The organism is Lacticaseibacillus sp. 866-1, assembly GCF_016861825.1.
Classification (GTDB): Bacteria; Bacillota; Bacilli; order Lactobacillales; family Lactobacillaceae; genus Lacticaseibacillus.
Genome location: NZ_BOLU01000012.1, coordinates 1 through 20,897, shown reverse-complemented (window position 1 = coordinate 20,897; position 20,897 = coordinate 1). Strand labels below are relative to the sequence as shown.

The following is a 20,897-nucleotide window of genomic DNA, read 5'->3' as shown; positions in this document are numbered from 1 at the left end:
CAACGAAACGGAGATGAGGCTGGATGGCCAAAAAGAAACGTAAAAAAGCGACCCTCTTCACGGACCTGCTCGTGATCATCGTCTTTTTCATTGGCTTGGCCGTCTTCGCTTATCCGTTCGTGGCCCGTGCCGTCAACTTCGTGGTGGTGGAATACCGCCTCAAGCGGGACGCCGAAACCGCGAAAAAGAACGCCGCGGACCGCGAGAAGGCACAAAAGGAATTCAACAAGCGCCTGGCAGAAACCGGGATGCGGCCGAACGCCGATGTCTTCCGGCAGCCGGGTAAAGGGATCCAGGACGTCAGCGCCCTGAAGAAGCACCTGATTGGCGCCGTCACGATCCCCAAGTTGAAGGTCAACGTGCCACTGTACGACACCGTCAGTGACACCCTGCTGGCCTCTGGCGCCGTCGTGCTGCCAGGGACCAGCTACCCGACCGGGGGCAAGAGCACCCACACGGTGATCTCGGCGCACAGTGGGGTCCCGAGCAAGACGCTGTTCGATGACCTGGAGGACCTGAACAAGGGGCAGCAGTTCATCATCACGGTGAACGACAAGCACCTGGCTTACAAGGTCCACCAGATCAAGGTGATCGAGCCCGATGACACGTCCAGCCTCAAGATCGAGGCGGAACGGGATCTGGCCACGCTGATGACCTGCACCCCGGTGGGGATCAATTCTCACCGCCTGCTGGTCACCGGTCACCGGGTGCCGTACTCTGAGGCGACCGCCAAGGAGGCCGACCGCGGCAACCGCCGCGCTTGGTGGCAGAACATTGGGATCATCGCCGTTGCGGTGGCGGCAGTCGCCCTGGTGATCACGCTCATTGTGCGCGCCGTCAAGAAGCATCGGCGGGTGCCGTAGCCAAACTTAAAACGCATCGACAAGCTTGTTAGCCAAGCGAGCCGGTGCGTTTTTCTGTGCCTTAATGGGTAAATTTGGCCAGGTGCGCCTTGAGGAAGGCACCAGTGTGGCCGTCAGTGCTTTGTGCAACTTCTTTTGGCGTGCCGCTGGTGACAATTTGGCCACCGAACCGCCCACCTTCCGGCCCAAGATCGAGCAGGTAATCCGCGTTGGCGAGCACATCCAAGTCATGCTCGATGGTCAAAACGGTTCCGCCGGCGTCGATCAGGCGCTGGAACACTTGCAGCAGGGTCGCCACGTCCAGGGGATGCAGACCGACGGAAGGCTCATCAAACACAAACAAGGTGCCTTTCTGGGTCCGGCCCATGTGGGCGGTCAGCTTCAACCGCTGGGCCTCCCCGCCGGATAGGGACGGGGTGCTTTCACCGAGGTGCAGGTAGCCAAGGCCCATGTCGTGCAGTGTCTGCAACGTCGCTTCGATGGCAGCCTCGCCTTTAAAGACAGGCAGCGCGGCGTCGACCGACAAGTCGAGCAGATCCGCGATGGACTGTCCGTGCCACTTTACGTCCAGAACTTCTGGGTTGTAACGGCGGCCGCCACAGGTCGGGCAGACTTGCTGCATATCCGGCAGGTACTGAATGTCCAAGCTGATCTGCCCGGTGCCCCCGCAGGTTGGGCACGCGCCGGCAGTGACGTTGTAGGAAAAATTGCTGGCGGTGTAGCCGCGCTGCTGACTTTCCGGCAAGCTGGCGAACAAGTCGCGCAGGCGGTCCAAAATGTTGGTGTAGGTGGCAACGGTGGAGCGCACATTCTTGCCGACTGGGCTGGCGTCGATGGCCACGACTCGCCGTAGCCCGCCGCGGTGCAGGTCTTTGACAAAACTCGGGGCCGGGTTGGTTTTGGTGGCCGTCAGCGCTGGCACCAGCGCGTCAAAGACCAGCGTCGACTTCCCGGCGCCGGAAAAGCCAGACACCACGCTGAGCTGGTTGACCGGAAACTGAACGGTCAGGTTGTGCAGGTTGAACCGGTCCGTGACGGTCAGGCCGTACCACTTTTTGGCGGTGGTTGTCTTTGCCTCAGCGGTTGGGCGCACGATCATCTTGGCGCGGCCGGTCAGGTACGGCCCAATCAGTGAGTTCGACTGTTTGGCGACTGCGGCCGGCGTGCCTTGATTCAGCAAGCGACCGCCCGCCTCACCGGCCCCAGGGCCGATTTCCAGCACCTCGTCGGCAGCGTCAATGATGGCCGTGTCGTGGTCGACCACAACGACTGAGTTGCCTTGGTTGACCAAACTGCGCATGACGTCGATCAGGCCGGCGACGTTAGCCGGGTGCAGGCCGATGGAAGGCTCATCCAGCACGTAAAGGACGCCGGTAGTTTGGGTGCGCAGGGTGCGGGCCAGCTGGATGCGCTGAAGCTCGCCGGTGGACAGGGTCGCGCCGGCGCGGCTGAGTTGCAGGTAGGACAGGCCGAGGTCGATAAGCGGTTTGAGCACCGTGGTCAGCTCGCGCAGCACATCGTGCGCCAGCGCCTGCATGTCATCCGGCAGCCAGGTGTAGATGGTCGGAATGAAGGCTTCCAGTTCGCTGAGAGTCATGTCTGAGACCTCGGCGATGTTTTTGCCGTTGATTAGCTGGTGCAGGAGCTCTGGACGAAAGCGGGAGCCATGGCAGGTCGGGCAGACGTCGAAGCGGTAGAACCGGTTCAGGCGGGTGATGGCCCGCTCGTTAGTGGTGGTGGCCATCGAGTCCTCAACGGCGTTAAAGGCATTTTCGTACATCGCGTTGTTCATGTGGAAAATTTTGCCAGTCTTGGACGGAATGTTGATAGCGTAGGTCTGCTTTTTGCCGTGCCAGACCATTTCTTGCTGAGCCGCAGGCAGATCCTTGAACGGCGTGTCGATGTCGATGCCGATCTGCTGCGCCACATTCATCATAAAATTGCGGCCAGGCAGGCGCCATGAAGCCACGGCCCCTTGGCGGATGGTCAGCGATTGATCAGGAATCAGCCGCTCTGGCGCAAGGGTGCGCGCGACCCCGGTGCCGTTGCAGGTGGGGCAGGCGCCAGCTGCATTAAAGGCGAAGTCCTCGGCGCCAAAGGCCTTAAATTGCGCCCCGCAAACGGGGCAGGTCAACATGCCCATGCCGCTGCCTGGCTGATTCGGCAGATCCATGAGGCGGGCGATCGTCAGCGTTGGTGGCAGCTGGTGGCCGTTGGGACAGCGCACCGAGCCGAGCCGGGAAAAAGCCAGCCGCAGCACATTCAGCGCCTCGGTCGTGGTGCCGACGGTGGAGCGTATGCCAGGCACGACGGGCCGCTGGCGCAGCGCGATGGCACTGGGAATGTGCTCGATCGACTCGACCTGCGCGTGGCCGACCTGGCCCAGGCGGCGCCGGGTGTAGGTCGACAAGGCGGACACATACCGCCGCATGCCTTCCGCGTACAGGACGCCCATCGCCAGTGAGGACTTGCCGGAGCCGGAGCGGCCGGTGATGGCGACCAGCTTGTGCAGGGGGATGTCAACGTCGAGGTGCTTGAGATTGTGCACGGCTGCCCCGCGCACCTTAATTGCTTCTGGAATCGTGGTAGACTTAGACATTAGAAAACCTTCTTTGAGAAAAGAGTGACTTTTATGACCAATAATCATAGCGGGTTGCATCACCGCAGCATTCGCAAATTCAGTGCGGCTCCGAGCCTTGCGCAGCAGCAGACCCTGGAGGACGTGGCCCAGGCGACAGCCTCAAGCAACTTCTTGCAGCAGGTCACGCTGATTAAGGTGACCGATCCGCAAAAGCGTCAGCGCATTGCAGACCTCACGAACTGCCCGTTTGTGGCAGGTGAGGGTCTGCTTTACGTGTTTGTGCTGGACCAGTACCGCAATATCGAAACTGCTCACCTGACAGAAGAACAGGCGGCTCATTTTACCGGTTGGGCCGGCTTTTTCGGCGGCGTTGCCGACGCTGAACTGGCCGCGCAGAATGTGCTGGCTGAAGCCGAGCGAAACGGGCTGGGTGGGTGCTTCCTGGGCAGCGTCTTGAATGATCCGCGGCAGATGCTCGCCTTGCTGGCCTTGCCGCGCTTCACGTTCCCAGTGCTCGGCCTGATGGTCGGCGTGCCGGCGGAAGCACCGCAGCAGAAGCCGCGGCTGCCGCACGCCGCTGTGGTCGGTGAAAACGCCTATCCGGCTGCCCAAGACCTTAAAGATTATGATACCACCCTGAACAATTATTACCGGACCCGGGCGTGGAACGCCCGCGAGGAGACGTTCACCGACAGCCTTTTGGCGTATACAAAAACCGACCTCCATCATCGCCTGGAGATCGGTCAGATTTTGCGCGAGCAGGGCTTTCACCTGCCGCAGTGATCACTCATCGGCGCCGACCAGGACCTCATTAGCCTGATCGAGCAGATTGATCAGCTTGTTGAACTTCTTTTTGCCGAGGCCTTCGCGCAGCGCGTTCATCGGCTTGAAGTAGTCATCGCTCATGTCCCGCACCGCCTGCTTGCCATCCTCAGTGAGGGTCAGGGTGAAGCTGCGGTTATCATCGGGGTCGATGGTCTTCATGAGCAGCTGATCATCGAGGAGCGGCCCCATCATTTTGGTGATCGCCGCCTTGGACAAGCCCATCGCCTCAGCAAGCTCAGTGGGCGTTGGCGGCACCGGTTCCGCCGCAACCCAAAACAGCAGGTTCTGCTGGGCAACGGGGCGGCCCTCGGCGCCGTCGCTGGGCGTCAGGCGGCTAAACTGATTCAGGGTCTGATTGATTTGTAAATGGCGCAATTTCACAGTACCACGTCCTTTCGCGGCGGGCTTTCGGTCACTATCTTAAGCATACCGAGATGAAGGCGTGAAACGCAAAGGAAAAGGAGCGGCTGATGACCCAAGAAGAACAATTGATGGCCTACGCACAAAAGGTGCTTGGCAAAGACGCGAGCGGCCACAACATGGACCACATTCGCCGGGTGGTGGCGACCACTAAGACGCTGCTCAAAGGCACGCCGGCTGCCGATGCGACCATCGCGCTGGCGGCGGCGACCCTGCATGATACGTACGACGATAAACTGGTGGCCGATGTGGCCGCAGCCAAAAAGCGGACCGTGGCGGCGATGACCGCAGCCGGATTGACGGCGGCACAGAGAACCGCCGTGCTCGCCATCATCGATCACATGAGTTTCAAGGCCAGTCTGGCGTGTAAACAGCCGCTAAGTCTGGAAGGTCAGCTGGTGCAAGACGCCGACCGGCTGGATGCCATCGGCGCCATCGGCATTGCCCGTACTATGATGTACGGCGGCGCGCATGCTACCCGCCTGTACGACCCGGCCTTGCCGCCGCGCACGCAGCTGGACGCGGCCAGCTACCGGCAAGGCGAAAGCACCATCATCAACCATTTTCACGAAAAGCTCCTGCACTTAGCCGCTCAGATGAACACGCCAGCCGCTCGCCGGCTCGCCGCGCATCGCCAGCAGGTGATGACAGATTACCTGGCTGAGTTTGGCGCCGAGTGGCGTGGCGAAAAATGAGGCACTTTTTAGGCGTGTAGGGTTGCAAGGCACTGGGGATATATAGTATATTGTTTAGGCAGTTGTTTTTAGGTAAACAACCCCATGCCGTTTTAGCTCAGCAGGTAGAGCGCATCCATGGTAAGGATGAGGTCACCGGTTCAAATCCGGTAAACGGCTTTTTTTGTACTTTGTTGGTCTTCGTTGAGTAGCAGGAACGCCTATATAAAGGCATTCCTGCTTTTTTCTTTTCGTTGATTTTCGTCGCTTTTTGAGCCGAGTGGGACAAAAGTGGGACAAAAAGTTCAGAGCTCAGCCAGCGCCAGTACGGCTTTTGAGGCCTGTTCGTTTTCAAAGTCCTTCAGCAGGTGGGCATATGTCGTCAAAGTGATTTGTATATTTGAGTGACCCAGTCGGTGGGAGATGTATGTGATCGTGCAGCCATTACTGATGAGGTAGGACACGTGAGTATGACGCAGTCCGTGAAAAGTAATCCGGGGATGGATGTCCAAACGGTCTTCAACAGCATGCAATGTCTTATTACACCCGTACTCACCAGGGACCTGGCCCAGTGGATTACGGAAGATGAGATTTTTGTCATCTCGCCGGCCCGTCTTTAAATTGTACGCGTATTGCTCATATTTTAGCTGTTTCAGTAGTTTTAGAAGGTCATCCGGTACAGAGATGGTACGCACGCTTGATGGCGTCTTAGTGGGCTTAAATCCCGTATTATGGACATAGTCCCATGATTTACTTATAGAGACAGTTTTATTTTTGAAATCCAAGTCCGTCCATTGCAGGGCGAGAATTTCAGAAATGCGCGCGCCAGTCATGATTCCGGTCGCAATCACGTAGTATGTAATTGCAGATAGTGAAGCATGGTTGAAGGCGTATGCTTTGACTCTGGCAAAATCCGCCACCTCTAAATATTTAAGGCTTGCAGATTTCCCCTGGTGTCCTGGATTAACAGCACCACGGGTGAAATTTGAGTAAATAATTTGATCGTCAATGGCGTTGTTGACCATCGTGCGCACATAGCCATTTAGTCGGCCGACTAAATCTTTTGATCGTGGTTTGCGCTCGTGTGTCTTGGGGTCAGTCGGACCGGCTGCATAGTCGTTAAGAAAGGTTTGCCAATCGCTCTTGGTTATCTCGCGGAGTTTATGATCACCCCAGTAGCCTTCCAGTGCCTTCCGTAGCGTCTTGTAACGACTCTCGGTGATCATGGCGTGCTTGCCCTGTTTGTATGCCCCAATCCAAGTGTCCCAGTATTCTAACAGGGAAATGTCCATCTTATCCATCTGGGCGCCGCGTCGATATTTCCGCTCAATTTCTGCAGCTTCCATAGCTGCCAGTGCTTTGGTGCGGTATCCACTATTGGAGATCACTTGTTTTACGCCGTGATTGTCGGTGTAGGAGACTCTGTATTCCCATGTCTTACCGCGTTTCCGAAATGATGCCATGATATCTACCTCCATGTGATATACTGGGGTACGCAAAGAGCGCACTCGTGGTGCTGTTTGTCCTAGCGTCTACCCGACCGGCCAAGGTATGGGGTAGGCGCCTTTTGTGTGGTATAATGATGAAGAAAATTCAATCAAATTGAAATAAGGTGAAACTTTGAGCGCTTCGTATTTTCTTCAAACCTTGGCACTGTCAGGGGTTCTTGGATTTATCGGGTTAAACTGGTTGCAAAGTCATGACGTGGTAACTAGTTACTTGTCATCAAGTGAAGCTAACCTATGCCGAGTTGTTCTGGGACTAGTAGCATATTTACAGTATCTTGGATACAGCGCCGTCATCACGTTGGCGTTTTCTGAAATGCCAATGATTGCGCAGACGATAGTTTCTGTTCTAATCACAGTTTTAGGCACAATGGGCGTCACCGTAGCATACGGGGCTTGGCGTAAACACCATGATCAGAACCCGGCCGGTTATAACACGATGACTGCTAGAGAGCAGGCATTTACTCAAGACCCGGGTGCTTGGACACGGTTAGATATATTTGACTTTCAAGGCCACAAGGTCGCATCTGGATACCTAGCCAACTTTGATAAGGCTGGGAATCTGTCTGGCGACGTTAATCTTCGACCGCTCCTTCCCAAAGATCCGATTCATGATACCGAACAATCTGTCGAGTCAGCTGGCCAGTACAAAGATCTGTATATCGACGCGAATAGCGCGCTTAAATATTACATTACTTCTGTCCTGATTGAGGAACAGAAGGTCGGCTAGGCGGGGCGACAACTGATTTATTAGGACTATTCCTGGTCTCGTGAGTAGGAAACTTTGGATCCACTGGTTTGGGCATTTGAATTACGCTTTCTGTCTCCCGTCTAGCGGGGGGCTTTTTGTTTTGCGTCCAGTTTGGGCGTAAGCCCGCGGACTGGCTTGCACAGTCCTGCCGCTAGACGGGCTTTGTTACGCAGGTGTTACTTGTCTGCGTGGTGCCAGTGGAATACGAATAGCAACGAGGATACTACCAGCATGATGGCCCCGCTGAATAGTTGCTGGTAGAGGTAGATTCCAGGCTGCGCGGACTTGTCAAACCATATAAGCTCGGATATTCCAGATACAACGACGTACAGCGAAATCAAAGCGACTACGAGACAAACCAAACATGCTGCATACATATATAAGTTCTTGATCTTCATATCGATTCTCCTTTCAGATTAACGCCCGCGGCCCGAGTTGCACGGGCCCGATACTGTTGCGGGTTAGTTCAGTACAACACCGATGATAGGGAACGGCACGCTTTGTTTAGATCTATTTAGTGTTCACTGTCTTCTTAATGACAATGAGATGCCATGCGAAGAACCCGACCCCAATTATAAATGATAGCCAACCCCAAATTTGTAGGTCAGAGTATACGTGTGCGTTGCTAATGGCAAAAATCCATGCAATCAGCATCATGATTAATCCTGCGATGTCGCCACCAAGCTTATCTGATTTGCGCGTAGCAATGTAGACGGTGCCGGTTGCGATGAACAATATGGCGACAATGAATCCTGCGCTACCACCGACATCCTTTGATTCGTCTATGGCATTACCAACACCAACTGCACACGATTGAAGCAAGATAACAAGTGCTAAGACAATCTGTAATATCCCAACAACCAATTTTGTAACTTTCATATGACAATCCTCCGAGCAGCTTTTAACGTCGATCACGCTTGGACGTAAGCCCACGGCACGTCCTGCCCGTGCCTGCTGCTTAGTGGGTTAGTTCAGCACAACACCGATGATGCTGACATCTTCGGGATCGAGGTATCTGTCGGGATACTTGTCATTCAGTGAGTGGAGAACAATTTTCTTTTGTTGATAATCGCGGGATACCTGCTTGAATGTGACACCTTCGTCAGCCACACGGACAACGGCCAGATCGCCGTCATCGATCGTGTCTTGCCATCGAACAAATATCTGCGAATACTTCGGGTAGTCTGGCTCCATCGAGTCACCCTCAACGGTCACGATTTCATCTGCACTAGCTGGGATGTCGTTAACATTGACGCGCGTCCTACGCACCTCAGCGTCCTGTGTGGCGCCATCGATAGGATCACCGGCTGCCGTGCCACGCCCGCAAACAATCTCACGCTGTTCTGGTAACGGGACAATATTCTCGTTCTGCTGTTGCTTGAGCTGATCTTCCGCATAGGTGTACACGTTCTGCTGGCGAGCGGGGTGGAGCTTGTTGTATATGGGGAGTATGTCAGTGGAAGCCTCGCGGTTCTTTTTGCTCGATCGACGTTCTTGGGGGACATCGAACCCCATCAGCCAAGGCTCACTAACGTTAAGAGTATGTGCTAGTAAATAAATACGATCTTGGTCGGGTGACTGAACCCCATTAACGTATTGGGAAAGAGTGCTTTTCCCCATTTTAATGCCAAGAGACTTTTGGAAGGGCTTGGACATGTTCAAAATATCGACCTGTTTTAGTCCGCGGTCTGTCATTAACTGATTTAGCCGTTGAGCTGTTGTTGACTTCATCTAAAGCACCTCCTTAATTAGAAGTATACCGGCGAATGAACATAAGTTCAACAGAAAAGTTCACGAAACATGAATATTTGTGTTGACAGACATACTAGCCGCTGATATGATAAGTTCATAAAGTTCATGAGTAATGAACTGGAAAGGAGGACGGACAATGAGCTATGACTATTCTAAACTTCTGGGAAAGATCACAGAGCAGTTTGGCACACAATATAACTTTGCGATTGCCATGGGGCTGTCAGAACGCAGCATATCTCTAAAGCTGAATGGGAAAACATCATGGCGCGATAGCGATATTGAAAAAGCAATGTCGGTGCTGCACGCAGACGTTAGAGACATACCAGATTATTTTTTTAAGAAAAAGGTTCACGTTGCATGAACACAAGGAGGCATAGTAATGAACGAATTAAAAGTAATCGGTCGTGAGCATATCGGCCATATCGAATTCACCGGTATCGAAGGCGGATTCGGTAAGAACAAAAAGGCGATGTTGGTTAAGGACATCGCGTTGATTCATGAACAGCCACTTGGTGAGATTAATCGACGTATCAATGACAACCGTAAACGTTTCAAAGATGGCATCGATATTCTAGACCTAAAAAAACTCGATGGGTTTGAGCCATTGAGTTTCGGGTTCACCAAACAGTCCGCTTCGAACTCAGCTAATATCTATCTGCTTTCCGAGCGTGGCTACTCCAAGCTTCTGAAAATTCTCGAAGACGACAAGGCTTGGGAAGTATATGACCAGTTGGTCGATGGGTACTTCACCATGCGGGCGGAGGCCAAGGCAACACAGCCGCGTATCGATTCCGCTAAGCGGCTTGAGATCATGAGCGAGAATGCACAAACACGCAAGGGAGCATTGCTTTACCGTATCGCCATGCAAACCAAGTCCGAAACGTCCAAGCAGGCGCTGTTGGCCAAGGCTGCGGAAGCAATCACCGGTGAGATGACCATTCCCGTGTTGCTCAAGAAGGAGTACAGCGCAACGGCGGTCGCCCAGAAGCTTGGAACCACAGCCAACAAGGTGGGCCGCATTGCTAACCGACTGGGAATTAAGGCCGAACAGCCGGGCCAGAACAAGTATGGCCGCTGGGCAAACAGCAAGTCACAGCACAGCGACAAGGAAGTACCGCAATGGCTGTACTTCGATGAAGGTGTCAAGGCTATTGCAAAGGCAATTAATTCAGCTAAGGAGGCCGTATAGATATGAACGAACATGCAAAGGGTGAGCGTAGTGCTGAACATCTTGCTTCGGTAAAGAAGGTACAGGACAAAGAAGTCGAAGACCAAGTTACTGAAATGGTCATTGATCTGCTCGCGCAAAAAGGCTTCACATTTGCCAACTTCGAATCCGTTGTGGCTCGTGTGAAGTCTCACTTTCAAGACAATGCAACTATTTAGACCAGGTGTAACGGTATTGTTCGCCTGACCCGTTATCGACAATCAGATACCAGCGTCCCGATCCAGACACCCGAATTGTCACAGGCGTTTGGTCATAGTGGCCGCCAAAATACTGGAAACGACCGCCACGTTGTCGAACGTTGAAATTTGCTTGATCCACCAAGTAAACATCTGCAGCGTGCTGGAGTTCAACCGTAACAGCTAAAGATCCGCTCGGATTGTCGTAATAAGGAATTTGTGCCATTAATTTTCACCTCCTTTCATCATCAGATAACCTGATTATCGGTCTGGAGGAGGCCAAAAGAAAGGAGGCCGTATAGATATGAACGAAAAAGAATACAAGTATCTTCGTAAGGTTGCTGATGAATTAAATGGTGCATCAGGGCACATTGTGCCCGGCTCAGAAGAGTTAAGCAATCAGATTATGGATGTTATCCGTAAACAAAAAGGGCTCACATACTTTACAGTATATGCAGCCCTTCAATACACACACAATCGACTAGTTGCAGAAGCTAACTTTGTTCAAACCCAACCAGCTCATAGCTTGGTTGATCTAGTGAAACAAAGTCTAGCTGAAGATGGTCTTGGAAAGTAACCGTAGCCAGGTTTGCTAAGCGTTGTTGGTCAACACCCAGTGGTAGATTTCCGGGGCCTTCAAACTCGCTTTGATGCGTTCGCTCGTTTTTCAGAATGACATCAACGATTTCGAGTGGCGCACTTAGGTCATGGTCATTGGAATCTTCCAAAGACCACGGGAATAAGACGGCTAACCGACCCAATAGCAAATCTTCAAATACAGGGGAAAGTTTGTCTCGATTAATCCAGCCACACCTTGCTTCAGAGTCGAAAAAAGTGGGTCTGAATAAGCCTTCATGGGATGAGTACCAGGGTTTGTATTCAATTTTCCGTCGGGACATTACAAATTCTAAGACCTGCATTTCAAGAATCGTAAGTTTCATATTTTTCACCTCCCTTCGAGGTGAATTATCCCACAAAAAGGAGGCATCAGATATGCCACCAACATTAGACCTGATGCCATTAATTCAGGAGGCAATCAAAACAGCCGTGGATCGATCCGTTGCCGACCAGTTCAAGCACGAACCCGACTATCGCCGCTGGTGGTCAGCAAAGGACGTTCAAGACCGCTACGGTGTCACACCTACGTGGCTGAGTGAACACGTGCTCAACAAGCCGAGGTTTCAGCGGCAACTTGACGGCTTCGCATTCAACTACCGCGGTCAGATTGGCTGGCGGTTTGAACCGCTGGCGTTCAGCGAGTTCATGCGTAAAGAGTTCCGCAACATAGCGAAGGAGGCTAAGTCATGACGATAAGTATCTTGCATTTGGTTGGCGCACTGCTGGCCGCCGGCATGATAGGCTGGCTGATCGGCATCGTGGGAACGCACAAAGAGAAGGGGTGGTTGCGTTGAGCAATGAGGGATATGCGAACGATGATCCGGCTACGATCTACCCACCGGAGACGGACTGGCAGGACGAGCCTATCGACCCCAGCCAAGAGTACTGGCTAATCGATGACGACATCGTGCGTGACAGTCAGCTGTACGACTACCTGCAGTGGGAGAAGGGAATGAAGCCTTATGAACCTTAAAGCATATGAGATGAACGAAGCACGCAAAGGAGGAAAAGAACAATGCTAATTTACTTGACTAGTGAAGAGATTATGGAGGAACTACTGAAGGACGTTATTAATGCTAGGGACTATGTAGACCGTGCCGAAGGCGATGATTCATACTTTGCCGGCCGGCTGGTGCAGGCGACAGACACGTACACGCGTCTGATCAACCTGGATGAGAGCAAGCGCCGGGAGGCCATGGAAGACTTCGAGGCAAAACAAAAAGCCGCTGACGCTGGAACATCAACGACTGACAAATAGAAAGGAAATTAATCCATGGACACATTATACAGCATTGACCAGAAGATTGCAGAACTGTCTGCAAAGTTTTCTAATGGCGACATCGACGAGGAAACGTTTACCGATAGCGTGGATTCAATCGTTGACGGCTCATTGCAAGAAAAGTTAGTTGCCTATACACACGTTGGTGAGAACGCACGAGCCCTGGCAATGGGCCAGAAGGAAAAGGTAAAGTCTCTCACCCAGCGGATGAAGAGCAATGAAGCCTTAGCTGACAAGATGTTTGAGATTGTGCTGGATCGCATGCTGGAATACAAAATTCCGACCATTGAAACTGACGACACTTACATCCGCGTCCAGAAGAATGGCGGAAAGCAGCCAATTGTCATCCACGAAGACAGTCTACAAGCTGACGGATGGAAGCAAGTATTCCAACCTGACATGAGCAATATCCGCGAGCGACTGGAAGCGGGAAAGAAGATTGTTGGTGCCGAATTAAAGCCGCGCGGTTATCACTTGGTAATCAAGTAGGAGGGCAATAGATGAAACCAATTAAACACGCCGAATCAATCGACCGTACTACTAAGTGGCGAGTGTTGATCTATGGCAAGCCGGGTGTCGGCAAGACGTCGGCGATTCGCAATCTGACAGGTAAGACGCTGGTACTAGATTTGGACGACAGTTCCAAGGTACTTGCTGGTGCGCCGAACATCGACGTACAACCATTCGACCGGAGTAAGCCAAGCGAAGAATGGAAAGATTTCCTGACCGGCCTAGCTGAGCGGCTAGCAGGCTATGACAATCTGGTCATCGACAACGTGTCAGCGTTCGAGAAGGACTGGTTCGTGGAGCGTGGCCGTGCCAGTAAAAACGGCATCGGTAATGAGATTCAGGACTACGGTCAGTGGACGAATTACTTTGCCCGCATTCTAACCACGGTGTTCATGGACGCGCCGATTAACGTGCTGGTGACCGCATGGGAGAACACCCGAGACATCACTTCGGAGACTGGACAGCAGTTCAGCCAGTATGCACCGGCAATCCGTGACAGCGTGCGGGACGGCTTATTGGGCCTGACAGACGTTGTGGGGCGTGTTGTCATCAATCCCAAGACGGGCGGTCGTGGCGTCATTCTGGAAGGCACGGACGCGGTCTACGCAAAGAACCGCTTAGACAATCGGACATTAGTTTCGATCAAAGATCTATTTGAATTTGGAAATCAACAATCAAGCACACAGGAGGGCAAATAATGGCTATTACGATGGATTACTCACAGGCATCAGAAGGCAACGGGGACATCCAAGACGGCGTTTACGAATGCGTTATTAACCACTTTGGATTTGATAACTTCAAGAACCGTGAGTTTATCAAGTTCGATCTAATCGTACGTAATGACGTTCCGCAAAAGTATCAGAACAAGCACATCTTCGACAACCAATATCCAAAGAAAGACACTGGAGAATATGCAATGGGCTACTTGTTCATGATTGGTAAAAATGCTGGCATTCCAGATCATAAAGCGTGGGCTGACCTTGCAGCAATGCTGCGTGATTTTGCGGGACATGCCGTTAAGGTGACCGTCAAGAACGAAGAATATAACGGTAAGACATATCCACATATCAAGAAGTGGGAGCCAACCGCTTTCCCACAACTTCAGCACCGTTGGAAAGACAGCAAAGATGCGTCTTCTTCAAATTCTAATCCATCTTTCGGCACATCGGCACAAGCAAGCCAAGCCAATACGGCCGATCCATTTGCCAACGACGGGCAACCTATTTCGGTCAGTGATGACGATTTACCTTTCTAACTAAAAGTGAGTGTGAATAACTATGACAGGATATGAAATTCGTAACCGTCGTTTGGCGCTAGGCTTGTCGCAATCAGAACTGTCAGATAAGTCCGGCGTGCCCCAGTCAACTATCTGCACAATCGAAACAACAACACGCAACGCAAAGATGAAAACCCTGAACGCGTTAGGCAAGGTGTTAGGCTTTCGGGTCGTAATCGAATGGAAGTAGAGGTGATTGCATGGCAGACGGAGGCTGGATCAAGCTGTACAGAGTATTGCTAGATGACGACCTCTGGATTGACTGCACACCAGTTCAGAAGGTCGTGATGATCACCTTGCTATTGATGGCCAATCACAAGGAACGTAAGTGGATATGGCAAGGCAAGAAGTTTGTGGCCAAGCCGGGGCAAATGGTCACATCGCTTGAGTCAATCAAGGGAGAGTCTGGGAAAGGCGTCAGCATTAGAGCTGTTAGGACGTCTTTGGCTAAGTTTGAAACGGTCGGATTTTTGACAAGCAAATCGACAAACTCTGGGAGGCTTATAACCGTTGTCAACTGGGCAAAGTACCAGTCATCAATTGAAGAAGTGACAAACGAGTTGACAAGCAATCGACAAGCAACTGACAAGCAACTGACAACTAACAAGAATGTAAAGAATGATAAGAATGAAAGAAAGAGTAGTAGGAAGGCCGACACCGAACTCACGTCTTGGTCTCGTTGGCAGAAGATATGGGGATTCCCAAATGCAATCGCCCAGCAAGACTTGATGACGTGGATAGACGAGTTTGGCGATGATCTGGTTACTTGGGTCATCGAGTATGCGGCAAGGCGCGATGTGCAGAATCGATCAGCTGATAAGTACCTTGAACGGGTCTTCGATGGTTATCGTAAACAGGGAATCAATACCGTGCAACAGGCAGAGGCTGCTGCAAAGGAACACGCAGAGGTGGCAAGAGCCAGCGCTCCGCGAACACAGCAAGCGCGTTACGGCAAGCCACTGAGACAGGAGGCCGTTCCAGAGTGGATGCAAGCAGGCTACCATCCGCCGAAGCAAGAGGTCAGCGCAGAAGATAAAGCGGAGCTAGCGGAGAAACTCAAGGAATTAGAACAACTTAGGAGTAGAAATGCAACCAGCAGTTAAATTAACTATTCCCGGTGAACCGGTTGCTCAAGGACGGCCTAGGTTTTCTCGGCGAGGAAAGTATGTAAGTGCGTATGATCCGCCCAAGTCACGTGGCTACAAAGAATACATTAAGCAGATTGCACGGCAGGAGCTCCATATTGAGCCTATGACGGGTTCTATCAGGATAAGCGTGAAAGTATACAGGGGCATTCAAAAAGCCGGTAGCAAGCTTATTAAACGGCAAAAACGGGATGGCATTATCAGGCCGACTGTTAAGCCGGATACAGACAACTATTACAAAGCGGTGTCTGATGCGCTGACCGGGATCGTGTGGGTAGACGACAACCAAATCGTTGAGATGCATGTTAGCAAATGGTACAGCGACACACCGCGGGTAGAAATTGAGGTAGAGGAACTATGAGTTATCAAGTTATTGGCTTCGAGAGCGGTAAGTCTTACTTCACGGCCAAATACAAGGAACTTTGCTATCAGTGGATTAATCGGCAAACAAAGCATGGGGCGGCACAGAGCGACCGGCAGCGTGTACACATCACACTGAGCGAGCCCGTTATAGTGTCGAAAATCGGCTGCGAGTCATGAAAGGCGAAATTATGAAAAATAATCCGAAAGCAAATGCGGCGGTGCGGATCTTTAACTATCTAGACTGGCACAATATCGAAGTTAAGGACTTCGCACGTGCAATTGGACATTCGGCCGGGGCAGTTAGCAATTTTGTCAATCGAGACAGGCTTGACCAGCTTGGCTCGCCAGCGCTTCATGAGTGTGCCAAGGTGATGAATATTACTTTTGACGAGCTTGTGAGTCCCATCGGGCCTGAATACTACGAGGAGAACAAGCAATGGATGATTTTGTGAGTTTGGTCGTCACGGTGTGGAAGTATTGGGACATTGCCACGGTAGCTGCCATTTACATCATTGGCTGGGCAGCATGGGCGATTGGGAGGAAGCAAGCATGACAGATAAAGAAAAACTTTACGCAGTTAAAAATGATAAAGGTGAATGGCTATATTCGGACGAATACAATGACTGGGTTGACCATCTATCTCAAGCCACGTTTTATGACACTTTTGAAGATGCAGATGATGACATCGAATGCTGGGAATTGTCTAACGCCTATGTCGTTGAGCTGGCCGAGGCCCCAAAGCTGAAGGTGGTGAGCGAGAAGGAAGCAGGCGATCTTGACCGGGCGCTTAAGCCACTAAGCGAACCACACGCTGTGGCCAATCCATTTAGTTATCTTGCTGCTCGTTATGACTCAGAAGAACAGCGCCGGCTAATCCATGCGCTGGTAAATGGCTACACGGTGGCGAAGGAGAAACGTTATCAACTTAAGGTGCCATACGCTGACGGTTGGATTTTTCAGAAGTATTCACCGGAGTCAAAGCTCAAACACCACAATCGCAGTGACACATTCCCAGTTCGAGATACTGGATTAAGTGGTTGCCAGCTTGAATTGACCTGGTTCACCGAGGCTGAGATTGAGCACTACGGCTTGCATGGATGCGAACGCGTGGGGGTGACTGACGATGAGCAATGAGACGAAGCGGGACGTGTTCGAGAATGCGCTTGATGAGCTTTTGCTATCAAAGGACGATGGTGCGTTAGACGCCGAATTACGCTGCCGTTATGATGCCGCCGTACCAGATGATCTGCCGGTGATTCCGCAGGCCGTGGCGTATGCGATTGAGTGGTTCCAGCAGAACGATGAGACCATCGGAGAAGTCTGGCGGAACCTGTACGAAGACGTTGACGATGACTGGCACGAATGCCCACAGCTTCGCGAGGCTGAGGAATGGATGCTCGACAATCAGGACACATTTACTAGAGCTTGGGTATTAGGCCAGTGGGAGGCGGAAAAATGATGAGTGAAGAAAAGTTCGACAAGCTATGTGATGACAATTTCGACGAGTTGGTAGAGCTGATAATTGACGACACAGACTTCATCGAGGACTTACTAAGAGACAACCAGCTATCTGACGTGGTTTATGGCTGGTTTTACGACCACAAGCCCGAGGTTATGGAATGTTTAGGTGAGGAGATGGATAAATGAAACGAGAGATTGATAAAAAAATGAAATTCAAGATTGTGGGCCGCAATGGCGAAACCAAAATCAAGGAATTCAGGTCTCAGTACGAAGCAGATTTATACTGCGAGCGTCTCAACCATGAGCGGTTGGAACGCCTTGGCTTGATTGAGCACCTGAACACACCAGCAATCGAATTTGAGTAGGAGTACATGGACGCTGGGTGTCTGGCGCGTTGAGAAAACTTTGGAGGTAGTCAAGCTATGACAGCAAAGAAATATCGGAAAACGGCAACCATTGAGGCGGAGCAATTTAACGAAGCTAAATGGCAAGAAAAATATCGTGCATGTCACAACCCTGATCAGTGGGAAGCATTGGCTCATCCGTACGGCATTGACCGTTATCATGGTCACTTTATTATTGTGACTCTTGAAGGCGATCTTATCCTGCATGATGGGGACTGGATCGCAACGGGTATCAACGGCGAGCACTGGCCAATTGCTGACGATATTTTTCAGAAGACATATGTGGAGGCGGAGAAATGAGCTTATATGATTATCTCGGAATCAAGTTCTGGTTCGAGGCCATCGCGACAATTATCGGCCTCACCGCGCTTGCTATCTGGCTAATTTACAACTGGTGGCATGATCGTTGATTGCCGTTATGCTGTTCATAGCCTTGGTGGGCGTGTGGTTCTGGGCTAATTGGGAAAGGAGTGATGCGCAAGTGAGAAAGACAACAGCTAGTGCTGTGAGCCCATGGGACTATGAAGCGTCTGTGGCTGAAGCTGACAATGTGCTAGAAGACTATCGTAGACGAAAGCAAAGGTCACGGGTCAAGGCTTCTATCCAGTCGCCATCACTTGACGGTATGCCAAGATCATCATCAATCGGCAACGTTATGGAAATAAAGATTACCAACCATTTGGATGATGAAACGTACGTAGAAGTCTGCGAAAAGACAATCGAGTGCATCGAAGATGATGCTCGGCGAAACATACTGAAGGACTATTACATCAAGCGGCCCATTGCTGTAGAGCTGTTAATCGCTGATTCTGGATATGAGAAAAGCGGATACTACGATGCGCTTAAAGACGCGTTGTATACCTTTGCCGGACTATGGCCGGTTGGTGACCATGGATTGCTGGTCCGGACAAACAGCGGACAAACACCGGACAAAGAGCGGACAAAGAGCGGACAAAGAGCGGACATCTACCCTGAAATGGCGTGCTAATATTGTATTGTGCCAAAGGTGAGAACCTGAGGCACGCCTTCTTTCATTTTGTGATGTTCCAACCCGATTCGCGGTGATCATGCCTCCGTGGATAGGTAGCTCCGATGTGGAAGCCACGCATGGCTGCCGGTTCGATTCCGGCGCGGAGCATAGCTTGCGAAGATCCCGGCTGACGGGGGAGCGAGCAGCAACCAAAGGATTAACTTTGTGGCCTCTATTATCGGGTTCGACTCCCGAAGGTTGCGTTGTACTAGTTGACTTGCGAACTAACGTTTGAATATAATACTGGTACATCCAAATATTGTTTGTTGGTGATGGGAACCCACCCACCACCATTTTTGCTATACTGAGGTCACAAACAATATTTGGGAGATGTTGATATGAAATTAGCTGATATGGGCAAGACCCTGAGGGATGCAAAGACCGATGTCTCTTTGCATTTATGCCATTGGAATGCTACAAGTACGAAAGTAACGACTGTATCACCAACTATTCAAAAGATATTAGAATCTCAAATTCGTCAAATAGTTCTGGATAATGTCGAAGCGATGGAATCAAAAGACCAAGAAGCATATAACATCATTGGAAAAATTGATGAGACTGTTGAAGTTGCTAGTGTCAAGGCCTATGAAAAAAATATGAGTATAGTCTGTGACAGTTTTGCTAGTCCTGCGCAAGCTTATAGGTTTTCTCCGGACAACTTCGACTTTTTTGTCTATGACTTTACTTATACCGACAAAGATGGGAAAACAAAAAATATTTATAGTTTTAAGAGAACGAAGAAGCTTACCTATTTGAAGAAGGGATTTGCTGGTAAACTGCAAGCTGGAACTTTTAAGGAATTTGTAGAAAAGGATTTATTGGCAACGGATGGCTCTGTAGACTTGATAGTCTCTGAAGATGACGTTTTTATTTTTCAGCATATTTCTTTTGAGCGCATTTTTCATTTAAAAAATGAATTTGCCGATGAAGCAAATACAATTCTTAAGAGTCAAGAGCTTAGTAAAGTTATTGAAAATTTTAATGCTTTAAAAAATGTAGCACTTGAGAATGCTGGATATGTAAAAAGACTTGCTAAGTTATCTGATGATGGCGATGTTGCGTTATTTACAAGAGATCTTACAGCAACAAAAGAAGTAATAGATGAATTTAAGTTGGACATAAAGGTTGACCCTTCTAAAGGAAAAATTATTTATGAGGATAGTACACAAGTGGGAAACTTTATTAACTTGATGCAAGATGCTTATTATAAGACGTTGTTGGGTCATCGAAAAGGGATCGACGATCGCAGCAATATTCAAGGTTAACATATCAGAAGAAAGGAATTACAAAATGGAGAAACTTTTTAAGTGGACGATTTTCCTATCTTCCTATGTTCCAGTATTTATTATGGTGTTTTTGAATAGCTTGAAAAGCTTTTCGATGAAGAGCTTGAAAAACACATGGCAACTCAACCCACCTTTTTGGGCTTTCCTTATAGGGATTTCTATTGTCTCACTAATTATTCTTGTTTTATGGCTTCAACATTTGAAGAAAGAATCCGAACGAAAAGCGCAGAAATTTAAAACAGGCATTCTTGATTCAAATGATGTTGAGGTTTTGAATTTTTTTATAACTTTTATAGTTCCTATAGTTTCATTAAACCCATCATCGTGGCCGTCAATTGCTATGAATGTTTTGCTAATTGCGGTTGAAGGAATATTCTTTACAAAAAACAATACTTTATATTTTAATGTTTTATTGATAATATTTGGCTTCCATGTATTTTCTTTTGACAATCAAAAGAATATTGTCATAACCAGAAAACAACGAGGCGATTTTGAGCTGGAAGACACAAAAGCAACTCAAATGGGAACAACTAATATTTTTTACATGTAATGTCGAAATAAAAAAGGCTCTTCGTCAAGTGAAGTTGAACATAATTTATGAGAGTATCTATACCTTAATTGGTCTAGGTACTCTTTTTTTAAGCCGCCAGGTTGTGGGCTTTGGGGTTAAACCAGACACGCTCAAGGAAAATACGGTTGATAAAGTTATCCCAGTTTTTATAACCATAGGCAGTGTTCTTGATTTTCTTG

32 protein-coding genes and 1 tRNA gene are annotated in these 20,897 nt (G+C 50.2%); 27 read left to right on the top strand and 6 right to left on the bottom strand.

The features are described from left to right. The first annotated feature begins 23 nt into the window (after nt 1–23). A complete protein-coding gene (locus tag JUE30_RS05160) occupies nt 24–863 on the top strand; it encodes a class C sortase (protein WP_203623917.1) in 840 nt (279 codons plus the stop codon). A 61-nt stretch (nt 864–924) separates the two neighbouring features. Here JUE30_RS05160 and JUE30_RS05155 read toward each other — a convergent pair whose 3' ends face one another. Then, on the bottom strand, nt 925–3,462 hold the full coding sequence (locus tag JUE30_RS05155) for an excinuclease ABC subunit UvrA (protein WP_203623916.1): 2,538 nt from the start codon (nt 3,460–3,462) through the stop codon (nt 925–927). 33 nt (nt 3,463–3,495) lie between these two features. On the opposite strand from JUE30_RS05155, the gene JUE30_RS05150 reads away from it, so the two are divergent. After that, nucleotides 3,496–4,227: a nitroreductase family protein gene (locus JUE30_RS05150; RefSeq protein WP_203623915.1), complete on the top strand. Its 732-nt coding sequence runs from the start codon at nt 3,496–3,498 to the stop codon at nt 4,225–4,227. On the opposite strand, the gene JUE30_RS05145 is transcribed toward JUE30_RS05150, so the two are convergent. Then, entirely contained in the window at nt 4,228–4,650 is a 423-nt protein-coding gene (locus JUE30_RS05145) for a MarR family winged helix-turn-helix transcriptional regulator (RefSeq protein WP_203623914.1), read from the bottom strand. 89 nt (nt 4,651–4,739) lie between these two features. Between JUE30_RS05145 and JUE30_RS05140 the strand changes: the two genes are divergently transcribed. Continuing rightward, nucleotides 4,740–5,384 (top strand): HD domain-containing protein, encoded by a 645-nt coding sequence (locus tag JUE30_RS05140; RefSeq protein ID WP_203623913.1) that lies wholly within the window; start codon nt 4,740–4,742, stop codon nt 5,382–5,384. A gap of 86 nt (nt 5,385–5,470) precedes the next feature. Continuing rightward, nucleotides 5,471–5,543, top strand: a tRNA-Thr gene (locus JUE30_RS05135). 125 nt (nt 5,544–5,668) lie between these two features. Here JUE30_RS05135 and JUE30_RS05130 read toward each other — a convergent pair. Then, complete coding sequence (locus JUE30_RS05130; protein ID WP_203623912.1) at nt 5,669–6,826, bottom strand: site-specific integrase; 1,158 nt, start codon at nt 6,824–6,826, stop codon at nt 5,669–5,671. A 157-nt stretch (nt 6,827–6,983) separates the two neighbouring features. On the opposite strand from JUE30_RS05130, the gene JUE30_RS05125 reads away from it, so the two are divergent. Then, nucleotides 6,984–7,598 carry a hypothetical protein gene (locus JUE30_RS05125; protein ID WP_203623911.1) on the top strand — a complete coding sequence of 205 codons (615 nt, stop codon included), beginning with the start codon at nt 6,984–6,986 and terminating at the stop codon, nt 7,596–7,598. A gap of 531 nt (nt 7,599–8,129) precedes the next feature. Here the strand turns inward: JUE30_RS05125 and JUE30_RS05120 are convergent. Together JUE30_RS05120 and JUE30_RS05115 are read right to left on the bottom strand one after the other, a co-directional pair. After that, nucleotides 8,130–8,498, bottom strand: coding sequence for a hypothetical protein (locus JUE30_RS05120; protein WP_203623910.1), 369 nt, complete (start codon nt 8,496–8,498; stop codon nt 8,130–8,132). A gap of 87 nt (nt 8,499–8,585) precedes the next feature. Continuing rightward, nucleotides 8,586–9,350 carry a S24 family peptidase gene (locus JUE30_RS05115; RefSeq protein WP_203623909.1) on the bottom strand — a complete coding sequence of 255 codons (765 nt, stop codon included), beginning with the start codon at nt 9,348–9,350 and terminating at the stop codon, nt 8,586–8,588. 157 nt (nt 9,351–9,507) lie between these two features. Between JUE30_RS05115 and JUE30_RS05110 the strand changes: the two genes are divergently transcribed. From JUE30_RS05110 to JUE30_RS05100, 3 genes are read left to right on the top strand one after another with little or no spacing between them, the layout of a single operon-like run. Continuing rightward, on the top strand, nt 9,508–9,732 hold the full coding sequence (locus JUE30_RS05110) for a DUF739 family protein (RefSeq protein WP_125753768.1): 225 nt from the start codon (nt 9,508–9,510) through the stop codon (nt 9,730–9,732). An 18-nt stretch (nt 9,733–9,750) separates the two neighbouring features. Continuing rightward, nucleotides 9,751–10,560 carry an ORF6N domain-containing protein gene (locus tag JUE30_RS05105; protein ID WP_203623908.1) on the top strand — a complete coding sequence of 270 codons (810 nt, stop codon included), beginning with the start codon at nt 9,751–9,753 and terminating at the stop codon, nt 10,558–10,560. Between the two features lie 2 nt (nt 10,561–10,562). Then, complete coding sequence (locus tag JUE30_RS05100) at nt 10,563–10,757, top strand: hypothetical protein (RefSeq protein ID WP_125753762.1); 195 nt, start codon at nt 10,563–10,565, stop codon at nt 10,755–10,757. Here the strand turns inward: JUE30_RS05100 and JUE30_RS05095 are convergent. Further along, complete coding sequence (locus tag JUE30_RS05095) at nt 10,750–11,001, bottom strand: DUF1883 domain-containing protein (protein ID WP_203623907.1); 252 nt, start codon at nt 10,999–11,001, stop codon at nt 10,750–10,752. The genes JUE30_RS05100 and JUE30_RS05095 overlap by 8 nt on opposite strands. A gap of 78 nt (nt 11,002–11,079) precedes the next feature. Here JUE30_RS05095 and JUE30_RS05090 point away from each other — a divergent pair, with 78 nt between their 5' ends. The 19 genes from JUE30_RS05090 (at nt 11,080) to JUE30_RS05000 (ending at nt 20,697) form a co-directional block, all read left to right on the top strand. After that, a complete protein-coding gene (locus JUE30_RS05090; RefSeq protein ID WP_203623906.1) occupies nt 11,080–11,352 on the top strand; it encodes a hypothetical protein in 273 nt (90 codons plus the stop codon). Between the two features lie 416 nt (nt 11,353–11,768). After that, nucleotides 11,769–12,083, top strand: a complete 315-nt coding sequence (locus tag JUE30_RS05085) for a DUF771 domain-containing protein (protein WP_203623905.1) — start codon at nt 11,769–11,771, stop codon at nt 12,081–12,083. Nucleotides 12,084–12,183: 100 nt separating this feature from the next. Further along, nucleotides 12,184–12,366 (top strand): hypothetical protein, encoded by a 183-nt coding sequence (locus JUE30_RS05080; RefSeq protein ID WP_203623904.1) that lies wholly within the window; start codon nt 12,184–12,186, stop codon nt 12,364–12,366. Nucleotides 12,367–12,408: 42 nt separating this feature from the next. Then, the gene (locus JUE30_RS05075; RefSeq protein ID WP_203623903.1) at nt 12,409–12,651 is read left to right on the top strand and encodes a hypothetical protein; all 243 of its coding nucleotides are present in this window, start codon (nt 12,409–12,411) and stop codon (nt 12,649–12,651) included. A 15-nt stretch (nt 12,652–12,666) separates the two neighbouring features. Next, nucleotides 12,667–13,161, top strand: coding sequence for a siphovirus Gp157 family protein (locus JUE30_RS05070; RefSeq protein ID WP_203623902.1), 495 nt, complete (start codon nt 12,667–12,669; stop codon nt 13,159–13,161). Between the two features lie 11 nt (nt 13,162–13,172). Then, nucleotides 13,173–13,880, top strand: coding sequence for an AAA family ATPase (locus JUE30_RS05065; RefSeq protein ID WP_203623901.1), 708 nt, complete (start codon nt 13,173–13,175; stop codon nt 13,878–13,880). Further along, entirely contained in the window at nt 13,880–14,437 is a 558-nt protein-coding gene (locus JUE30_RS05060) for a DUF669 domain-containing protein (RefSeq protein ID WP_203623900.1), read from the top strand. Before JUE30_RS05065 ends, JUE30_RS05060 begins: the two co-directional genes overlap by 1 nt. A gap of 22 nt (nt 14,438–14,459) precedes the next feature. Continuing rightward, nucleotides 14,460–14,648, top strand: coding sequence for a helix-turn-helix domain-containing protein (locus tag JUE30_RS11375; protein ID WP_125753735.1), 189 nt, complete (start codon nt 14,460–14,462; stop codon nt 14,646–14,648). A gap of 10 nt (nt 14,649–14,658) precedes the next feature. After that, complete coding sequence (locus JUE30_RS05050; RefSeq protein ID WP_203623899.1) at nt 14,659–15,561, top strand: DnaD domain protein; 903 nt, start codon at nt 14,659–14,661, stop codon at nt 15,559–15,561. Then, nucleotides 15,545–15,964: a RusA family crossover junction endodeoxyribonuclease gene (locus JUE30_RS05045; protein WP_203623898.1), complete on the top strand. Its 420-nt coding sequence runs from the start codon at nt 15,545–15,547 to the stop codon at nt 15,962–15,964. The genes JUE30_RS05050 and JUE30_RS05045 overlap by 17 nt, the downstream gene beginning before the upstream one ends. A gap of 175 nt (nt 15,965–16,139) precedes the next feature. Beyond that, nucleotides 16,140–16,418 (top strand): helix-turn-helix domain-containing protein, encoded by a 279-nt coding sequence (locus JUE30_RS05040; protein ID WP_203623897.1) that lies wholly within the window; start codon nt 16,140–16,142, stop codon nt 16,416–16,418. A 97-nt stretch (nt 16,419–16,515) separates the two neighbouring features. After that, on the top strand, nt 16,516–17,100 hold the full coding sequence (locus JUE30_RS05035) for a DUF1642 domain-containing protein (protein ID WP_203623896.1): 585 nt from the start codon (nt 16,516–16,518) through the stop codon (nt 17,098–17,100). Further along, a complete protein-coding gene (locus JUE30_RS05030) occupies nt 17,090–17,425 on the top strand; it encodes a DUF1642 domain-containing protein (RefSeq protein WP_203623895.1) in 336 nt (111 codons plus the stop codon). The genes JUE30_RS05035 and JUE30_RS05030 overlap by 11 nt, the downstream gene beginning before the upstream one ends. After that, the gene (locus tag JUE30_RS05025) at nt 17,422–17,613 is read left to right on the top strand and encodes a hypothetical protein (RefSeq protein ID WP_203623894.1); all 192 of its coding nucleotides are present in this window, start codon (nt 17,422–17,424) and stop codon (nt 17,611–17,613) included. The genes JUE30_RS05030 and JUE30_RS05025 overlap by 4 nt, the downstream gene beginning before the upstream one ends. Next, nucleotides 17,610–17,792, top strand: a complete 183-nt coding sequence (locus JUE30_RS05020; protein ID WP_203623952.1) for a hypothetical protein — start codon at nt 17,610–17,612, stop codon at nt 17,790–17,792. Before JUE30_RS05025 ends, JUE30_RS05020 begins: the two co-directional genes overlap by 4 nt. Before the next feature lie 57 nt (nt 17,793–17,849). Further along, on the top strand, nt 17,850–18,131 hold the full coding sequence (locus tag JUE30_RS05015) for a hypothetical protein (protein WP_203623893.1): 282 nt from the start codon (nt 17,850–17,852) through the stop codon (nt 18,129–18,131). A 106-nt stretch (nt 18,132–18,237) separates the two neighbouring features. Beyond that, a complete protein-coding gene (locus tag JUE30_RS05010; RefSeq protein ID WP_203623892.1) occupies nt 18,238–18,819 on the top strand; it encodes a hypothetical protein in 582 nt (193 codons plus the stop codon). Between the two features lie 380 nt (nt 18,820–19,199). After that, nucleotides 19,200–20,126: a Kiwa anti-phage protein KwaB-like domain-containing protein gene (locus JUE30_RS05005; RefSeq protein ID WP_203623891.1), complete on the top strand. Its 927-nt coding sequence runs from the start codon at nt 19,200–19,202 to the stop codon at nt 20,124–20,126. 25 nt (nt 20,127–20,151) lie between these two features. After that, nucleotides 20,152–20,697 carry a hypothetical protein gene (locus JUE30_RS05000; RefSeq protein WP_203623890.1) on the top strand — a complete coding sequence of 182 codons (546 nt, stop codon included), beginning with the start codon at nt 20,152–20,154 and terminating at the stop codon, nt 20,695–20,697. Nucleotides 20,698–20,897 lie beyond the last annotated feature (200 nt).